This window comes from Candidatus Methylomirabilota bacterium (assembly GCA_035260325.1).
Classification (GTDB): Bacteria; Methylomirabilota; Methylomirabilia; order Rokubacteriales; family CSP1-6; genus AR19.
In genome coordinates this window covers 1-7,782 of record DATFVL010000263.1, presented here as the reverse complement: position 1 = coordinate 7,782, position 7,782 = coordinate 1, and the positions used below count along the sequence as shown (strand labels likewise).

The window sequence follows — 7,782 nt, the reverse complement described above, 5'->3', positions numbered from 1 at the left end:
GCCCTCAGGCCTTCTTGCCGAACATGCGCTCGATGCGGGCGAGCACGCCGCCGAGGTCGATCCCGCCCGCGAGCACCGGACGCATCGGGTCGCCGAGCTTCTCGAACCGCGCGGGGGCCGTCTTGATGGTGAAGCGCTTGGGATCGAGCCGCGCGGTCACCTCGTCCCAGCGGAGCGGGCACGACACGGGCGCGCCCGGCAGCGGGCGCACGGAGAAGGGCGCGACGATCGTCTGGCCGTGGCCGTTCTGGCCCCAATCCACGTAGACCTTGCCGCCGCGGGACTTGATCGGGCGCGCCAGCGTCGCGATCTCCGGCTCCGCGTCGACGCCGAGCAGCGCGAGGAGCCGGGCGAACGTGCGCACGGTCTCGTAGTCGTAGCGCGCGCCGAGCGGGAGCAGGATGTGGAGCCCCGTCGCGCCCGACGTCTTGACGTGGCTCTCGAGCTCGAGCTCCTCGAGCAGGCCGCGGAGCGCGCGCGCCACCCTGACGACATCGGTGAACGGCGCGCCCTTCGGATCGAGGTCGAGGACGAGCCAGTCCGGGCGGTCGAGCGAGCCGATCCGCGAGCCCCACATGTGGAGCGGGATCGTGCCGAGGTTCGCCACGTAGCGCAGACTCTCGCGGTCGTTCACGATGAAGTAGTCGATGTCACGCCCGGCGTCCTTCGAATAGATGCGCTCCGTGCGGACCCACTCGGGCGTCCACGCGGGCGCGTCCTTCTGGAAGAACGACTTCCCCGCGATCCCGTCGGGATAGCGCGTCAGCACGAGCGGCCGGTCCCGGAGGTACGGCAGCAGGAACGGCGCGACGCGATCGTAGTACCCGACGAGATCGGCCTTCGTGTACTTCTCCTCCGGCCAGAACACCTTCCCCGGATTGGTGACCACGACCTCCGGACGTTCGAGCGCCGCGACCGCCCCGCGTGAGCGGGATGGAAGCGGGGATGCGGGGGCGGGAGCGCGGGGAGCCTTCCGAGACCCGTAGCTTCTGCGCGCTGCCTCCGGCGCCGACCCCCCGGACCGGCCTGCGGCGCTGAGAGCTAGCGTGGTCGAGGAGGGCTGCCTGCGCCCCCGCGGCCCAGGAGTCGGTTCCTCGCGCCGGCAGTCCTCGGGGCGCTTGTCGTCGCGCAGCCCGAGGAAGGCGGGATGGCGGAGCCCGCCGTCCGCGGTCCATTCCGTGAAGCGCACCTCGCAGACGAGCTTCGGCTCGACCCAGTGGTGGCCGCGCCCCGCGGGCGTGCCCGCGTCGAAGGGTGAGGTCGGCCGGGCCAGTGGCCGGAGCTTCTCGGCGATCCGCGCGAGCGTCGCGTCGTCGAAGCCGGTCCCGACCTTCGAGACGTACACGAGCCGCCCCCGCTCGTAGAGGCCGAGGTGGAGCGCGCCGAAGTGGGCGCGGGAGCCCTGCGGCGCCGTGTAGCCGCCGATCACGAACTCCTGGCGGCGCTGGCACTTGAGCTTGAGCCAGTCCCGCGAGCGCCCCGCCACGTAGGCGCTCGCCCGCTTCTTCGCCACGATGCCCTCGAGCCGCTGCTCGGCGGCGGCCTCGAAGAACTCGCGGCCGTGCTCGAGGACGTAGTCGCCGCGGCTCACGACGCCGCGCGGCGGCAGGAGCAGGGCGAGCAGCTCCCGGCGCCGGTCGAGCGGGAGCGCGCGGAGGTCGCGCCCGTCGAGGGCGAGCGCGTCGAAGAAGACGCCGCTCACGGGCACCTCACGCGCCATCGCCTCGACGTCGGCGGCCCGCGTGAGGTTCATGCGGGTCTGGAGCCGCTGGAAGCTCGAGCGTCCAGCGTCGTCGAGCGCGACGATCTCGCCGTCGAGGACGAAGCGCTCGAGCGGGAGCGCGCGGAGCGCGCGCACGACCTCCGGGTAGCGCCCGGTCACGTCGGCGCCGCTCCGTCCGACGAGCTCGACCCGCTCGCCCGCGCGCGCCGCGAAGACCCGGACGCCGTCGTACTTGATCTCGAAGAGCCACGCGGGATCGGAGAAGGGCTCGGCCGCGAGCGTCGCGAGCATGAACCCGCCGGCGCGCGGCGCGACCTCGCGCCGCGGCGCCGCGAGCTCGTCGAGCCGGGTGGCAAGCGTCGCGAGGCGCTTCGGCCCGTCGCGGAGCTCCTCGACGGTGAGGCCGGAGAGCACCGACTCCGGCCAGCGCTCGACGGGCTCCTCGCCGTCGGCGAACGCGTCGCGCTTCTTGAGCAGGAGCCACTCGCGGTCCTTGCCGCTCATCCGCGCGAGCACCCACCGTCCTCGGAGCTTCACCCCGGAGAGCTCGAACTCGAGCTTGCCGCGCTCCACCTGCTCGCGCGCGGGCCGGTCGCCGAGCGGGCGGAACGCGCCGCGGTCCCAGACGATCGACGGTCCCGCACCGTAGCTCCCCTCGGGGATCACGCCCTCGAAGTCGGCGTACTCGAGGGGATGGTCCTCGACGTGGACGGCCAGGCGCTTCTCGCCGTGCCGCACGGACGGCCCCTTCGGCACGGCCCAGCTCGCGAGCACACCGCCGATCTCGAGCCGGAGGTCGTAGTGGAGCCGGCGCGCCGAGTGCTTGTGCACGACGAACAGATGGCCGTCAGTGGACCGGCGGCCGCCGAAGGGCTCGGGCGTCCGCTCCGGGTCGCGCTTGCGCCGGTAGGCGTCGAGGTCGCGCCTAACCACGGAGCACCAGCAGGACCGAGAGCGACGCGCCGAGGTTGTCCACGGCGTGCGCCCCGATGCACGGCCAGAGGCTCCCGGTCTTCTCGTAGGCCCACGCCCACAGGCACGCGCTCCAGAAGACGCTCGCGAACCCGAGCGTGCCGTAGCCGTGCGCGACCGCGAAGACCGCCGCGCTCGCGACCGCCGCCGCGGGCACGCCGAGCCCGCGGCGGAGCGTCGCGAACAGCAGCCCGCGGAACAGGAGCTCCTCGAGGACCGGCGTGAGCGCGACGACGTCGAGGAGGGTGACGCCGACCACGAGGCGCCCGCCCCACGCGAGATCCGCCTCGAACCACTCGGTCCAGTGCGACGAGAGGCCGAGGGCGCGGGCCGTGAAGTCGATCCCCCACCCGCCCGCCTGGCCGAGCGCCAGCACCGCGAAGAGCACCGCCGCGAGCGTCCCGAGGTCGCGCCGCGACGGCGCCAGGCCGAATCCGGCGGCGAGACCGACGCCGGCCGGACGCAGGAGGCGCCGGCGCGCCATGAGGAGGACGGGCACGAAGGCGAGGTTCGCCGCCGTCGCCAGGGCGACGCGCACGGCGGACCGCCCGGCGCCGTCCGCCGGGACGAGGAAGAACGCGGTCATGAGCACGGCGCCGACCGCGCCGCCGCGGATGAGGACCACAGCCCCGTCGCGGCCGCTCCACGGCGGCGGAAGCGCCGCCGAGCCGGGGCGCGCCCGGGCGCCGCGCCGCCGGACGAGCCGGGCGAGCGCGACCACGCCCGCCGCGAAGATTGCCGCCTGCGCGAGGGCGAAGGCGCGCAGCCGCCAGAGCAGCCGGCGCCCGCGCTCGGCGAGCTCCGCGCCCGCCGCCGCGGCGAGCGCGCCGTCGCCGGCGCGCGCGGCCAGGGCGAGCGCCAGCCGGTCGCGGAACCAGCCCGGCCCGAGCGCGGCGTTCAGCATCGGCCGGGCCGCCGGGCCGGGGTCGGCCGCCCCGTCGAGATAGGCGGCGCGGACGAGGCCCGCGAGGGCGGGCAGAGGCCGCTCGCGGAGCTCCCACGCCCGGACACGGCGGCGGAGGCGGTCGAGGCGCCCGGCCTCGCCCTCGAGGATCGCCAGGCACAAGTCCACGCCGGGATCGGGCGAGAGCGCCTCGAGCTCGTCGTACCAGACGATCGCCTGCGCGAGGTCCTCGGCGCGGCTCCCGACGAGCAGGGCGTAGAGCCGCCGCTCCCACGCGGGCGCCCGGGCGAGGCCATCGTCGAGATCGAGCGTGCGTCCGACGACGGCTGCGAGCGCGCGCTCGGGCTCGGCGACCTCCTCCACGCGCGACGCGCCGTGGTGGAGCCAGACCATGACGCCGACGAACGCGAGCAGGACCAGCGCCGCGAACACGGTCGCGACCCCGATATGTCGGCGCTCCGGCGCTAAGGGCACGCTATCCATGGGACCTCGGCAAGCCTGCGCGCATCATAGGGACCCTCGTGCTATCGTGCAAACCATGCCGCCGCATGCGATCGGCTCCGGCACGATCTCGTTCGGGCTGGTCTCCATCCCGATCAAGCTCTACACCGCCGTCTCCTCGCAGGGGGTGTCCTTCAACCTCCTGCACGCCAAGTGCGGCTCGCGGATCAAGCAGCAGACCTTCTGCCCGGTCTGCAACGAGGTCGTCGAGCGCGGGGCGCTCGTCCGCGGCTACGAGTTCGCCAAGGACCAGTACGCGCGCGTGACCGACGAGGAGCTGAAGGCGCTCGAGGGCGAGGCCTCGAAGATCGTCGACATCGCCGAGTTCGTCCCGCTCGAGTCGGTGGACCCGATCTACTTCGAGAAGACCTACTACCTCGGTCCCGACAAGGGCGGCGACAAGGCGTACCGCCTGCTCGCCGACGCGATGGCGAAGCACGGGCGCGTCGCGCTCGCGAAGTTCGTCATGCGCGGCAAGGAGAGCCTCGTCCTGATCCGGCCCGCGCAGGGCGGGCTCATGCTCCACACCATGTACTTCGCCGACGAGGTCCGGAGCTTCGGCGAGATCGAGCGCGGCGAGTCCGCGAAGATCAAGGAAGGCGAGCTCGAGCTGGCGCTCCAGCTCATCGACGGCCTCTCGAAGGACGCGTTCCGGCCGGAGGGTTACGCGGACGAGTACCGGCAGCGCGTCCTCGACCTCGTGAACCAGAAGGTCGAGGGCAAGGAGGTCGCCGCCGCCGGGCCCGAGGTCAAGCGCGCGCAGGTGATCGACCTCATGGACGCGCTCAAGCAGAGCCTCGCGAAGCGCGTCGCCGCGGCCGAGGCCGCCGCGCCCGCCGAGAAGAAGCCGCTCGCGAAGGCCGGGCGCGCCCAGGTGCCGGCCCCCGCGCGGAAGGCGCAGGGCGGCAAGAAGTAGCGCTCCCCGTCAGGGGATCAGGACGATCTTCCCGTAGGCTCCCGGCTTGAGGACGGCCTCGTGCGCCCGCACCGCCTCCTTCAGCGGCAGCTCCTGGCCGACGACGGGCTCCAGCGTGCCGTTCGCGAGCCCGGCGCCCACGGCCGCGTGGATCGACGCCATCTCCTCCGGCGACGCGTTCCAGAGCGCCAGGCCGAGGATCGCCGCGTCCTTGCCCATCGCGCCGCGCGGGTTGATCTCGATGGACCCGCGGTTGCCGATCACGACGATCCGGCCGAAGCGCGCGACGACGTCGAGGTCCTTCTGGAGGTTCACGTTGGCGAGCATCTCGAGGATCACGTCCGCGCCGCGCCCGCCCGTCAGCTCCATGAGCTTCTGGAGATAGTCGGGCGTCGAGTGGTCGAGGACGTGATGGGCGCCGTGCTCCTGGACGAGCTTGCGCCCGCGCTCGCTTCCGGCCGTTCCGACGACGATCATCCCGTGAGCGCGCGCGAGCTGCACCGCCGCGATGCCGACGCCGCCAGAGGCGCCGTGGACGAGGATCGTCTCGCCGGGGCGCGCGTGGGCCTTGTGATGGAGGCCGCGATAGGCCGTGCCATACGGCACGCTCAGCGCCGCGCCCTGGGAGAACGAGACGTTGGTCGGGAGCGGGTGGACCATCGACGCGTCGCAGAGCGCGAGCTCCGCGTAGGCGCCGCTCATCGGCGTGATCGTGCGCACGACGTAGACGCGGTCGCCCTTCTTGAACCGGGCGACGCCGTCGCCCACCGTCTCGATCACGCCGGCGCAATCGTTGCCGGGGATGTACGGGAGCGCGGGGAGCATCGCGTAGTTCCCCGAGCGGACGTACGTGTCCACGGGGTTCACGCCGGCGGCGCGGACGCGCACCAGCACCTGCCCCGGCCCGGGCTTCGGGTCGGTCACCTCGTCGAGCTGGAGCACCTCGGGGCCGCCGAACTTGTGGACGCGGATCGCCCTCATCGGTTCCTCCTACTTCGCCTGTTTCTTCACGAACTGCACGAGGCCGAGGACATCCTGCCAGACGAGCCGGCCGATGGGGCCCGAGCTGTACTGGGCGACCGCGATCGTGCGGTCCGGCCTTATGACGAAGCCCGTGGCGTGGAGGATTCCACGCCGCTCCTCGTAGAACGCGCCGAGCTTCGCCGCCGTCTCCTTCAGCGGGAGACCGTAGCCGATCGGGATCGTCAGCGCGAGCTCGCGGACGGTCTCACCGGCCTTGTCGGCCGGGTCGACCGACGCCCCCACCACCGCGATGCCGTCCTGCGTGAGCTTGTCCTGGGCGCGGTCGAAGGCAGCCAACTGCTGCTTGCAGTAGGGTCACCACCAGCCGCGGTAGACGAGCAAGGCGCCCCAGCGCTCGCCGAACCAGTCGGGAAGCCCCAGGCGCCCGTGCTTCACGGTGTCGAGCTCGAGCGCCGGAAATCTGTCGCCGCTGTCCAGGATGAACGGGCCCACGCGGGCCATTCACCGCCTCACTTTCCGAGCGCCTTGCGCTTCCAGAGCTCCCAGGGGCGCCCGAGCGTGCCGGCGATCGAGGCCTCGGCGCGGCGCGCTTCCTCGGGCTCAAGGTACCGGATATTGGCGCTCTGGGCCATCGCTTGCGCCTGGAGCTTCGCGTTCATCTCGAGGTACACGCTGCGGAACACCGCGACGGGCAGCGACGCACCCACGATGACCGCGCCGTGGCCGCGCATGAGCGCCACGGCGCGGCCCCCGAGCGTCCGCGCGAGGGCGTGGCCGATCGCCGGGCTGCGCACGAGCATGTCGGTCATGCCGCCCATCGCGTCGCGGATGTCGAACACCGGCACGCCCTCCCAGATGAAGGCGCTCATGTGATAGAGCGGCCGGAGCGGGACGCCCGTCACGCCGAACGGGATGACGGACGGCGAGTGGCAGTGGACCACCGCCTTGACGTCGGGGCGGCCCTTGTAGATCTCGCCGTGGATGAAGCGCTCGATGAACATCGCGCGCCCGCGCGCGTCCACCGGGTTCGACTCGAGGTCGTACTCCATGATGTCGGCCGCGGTGACGAGCTCGGGCGCGAGCGAGCGCGTCATCAGGTAGCGGCTCGGGTCGCGGTCGTGGCGCGCGCTGACGTGGCCGTAGCCGTCGAGGACGTTCTGGTCCACGAGGATGCGGCCGGCGGCCACGAGGTCCTCGACGAGCTGCGGGTCGGGCGGCCCGGCGGACGCGGGCGCGGCCTGGGCCGCCGCGCGCCGGGGCGCGCCGAGCACGATGCCGGCCAGTGCGAGCGCACCGCCGGTCGTGAAACCACGTCGCGTGAGGTCGGTCATCGCCGGTCCTCCGTGGCGCGCATCTTCGCACCCCCCGCGACTTCCCCGCCAGGGGTAAAATGAGGGCGCCGGGCCGGCCCATGCCCAGAACGATTCTCGAGCCGCGATTCCAGGTCGAGCACCTGTCGATCCTCGACAGCGAGGGCCATCTCGACGCCGCGCTCGAGCCGAAGCTCTCCCCCGACGAGCTTCGCAGCCTCTACCGCTTCATGGTCCTCGGGCGCCGCCTCGACGAGCGCATGGTACGCCTCCAGCGCCAGGGTCGCATCGGCACCTTCGCGCCGATCAAGGGCCAGGAAGCCTCCCAGCTGGGGAGCGCCTTCGCGCTCCGGCCGACGGACTGGATGGTACCGTCCTTCCGCGAGACCGCCGCCATGATCTGGCGCGGCTGGCCGATCGAGAAGCTCCTGCTCTTCTTCGCCGGCTACGTGGAGGGCGGCCAGCCGGCGCC

Annotated in this window: 7 protein-coding genes and 1 pseudogene; 2 read left to right on the top strand and 6 right to left on the bottom strand. The window is 72.9% G+C overall.

Annotated features, from left to right (window positions below):
* Positions 1-4: 4 nt before the first annotated feature.
* Together ligD and VKG64_17035 are read right to left on the bottom strand one after the other, a co-directional pair.
* Positions 5-2,656, bottom strand: coding sequence for a DNA ligase D (gene ligD, locus VKG64_17040; GenBank protein ID HKB26743.1), 2,652 nt, complete (start codon positions 2,654-2,656; stop codon positions 5-7).
* Positions 2,649-4,073, bottom strand: coding sequence for a CPBP family intramembrane glutamic endopeptidase (locus tag VKG64_17035; GenBank protein ID HKB26742.1), 1,425 nt, complete (start codon positions 4,071-4,073; stop codon positions 2,649-2,651). The genes ligD and VKG64_17035 overlap by 8 nt, the downstream gene beginning before the upstream one ends.
* Before the next feature lie 64 nt (positions 4,074-4,137).
* Here VKG64_17035 and VKG64_17030 point away from each other — a divergent pair, with 64 nt between their 5' ends.
* Positions 4,138-5,016 carry a Ku protein gene (locus VKG64_17030; GenBank protein HKB26741.1) on the top strand — a complete coding sequence of 293 codons (879 nt, stop codon included), beginning with the start codon at positions 4,138-4,140 and terminating at the stop codon, positions 5,014-5,016.
* A 9-nt stretch (positions 5,017-5,025) separates the two neighbouring features.
* Here the strand turns inward: VKG64_17030 and VKG64_17025 are convergent, their stop codons facing one another.
* From VKG64_17025 to VKG64_17010, 4 genes and pseudogenes are all read right to left on the bottom strand, one after another.
* Positions 5,026-5,997 carry an NADPH:quinone reductase gene (locus VKG64_17025; protein ID HKB26740.1) on the bottom strand — a complete coding sequence of 324 codons (972 nt, stop codon included), beginning with the start codon at positions 5,995-5,997 and terminating at the stop codon, positions 5,026-5,028.
* Positions 5,998-6,006: 9 nt separating this feature from the next.
* Positions 6,007-6,342 (bottom strand): annotated as a pseudogene (locus VKG64_17020) (redoxin domain-containing protein).
* Positions 6,343-6,354: 12 nt separating this feature from the next.
* Positions 6,355-6,501, bottom strand: coding sequence for a hypothetical protein (locus VKG64_17015; GenBank protein HKB26739.1), 147 nt, complete (start codon positions 6,499-6,501; stop codon positions 6,355-6,357).
* A gap of 8 nt (positions 6,502-6,509) precedes the next feature.
* Positions 6,510-7,331: a class II aldolase/adducin family protein gene (locus VKG64_17010; GenBank protein HKB26738.1), complete on the bottom strand. Its 822-nt coding sequence runs from the start codon at positions 7,329-7,331 to the stop codon at positions 6,510-6,512.
* Between the two features lie 80 nt (positions 7,332-7,411).
* Between VKG64_17010 and VKG64_17005 the strand changes: the two genes are divergently transcribed.
* Positions 7,412-7,782 (top strand): thiamine pyrophosphate-dependent enzyme (locus VKG64_17005; GenBank protein ID HKB26737.1); only part of this gene is annotated, 371 nt, incomplete at its 3' end.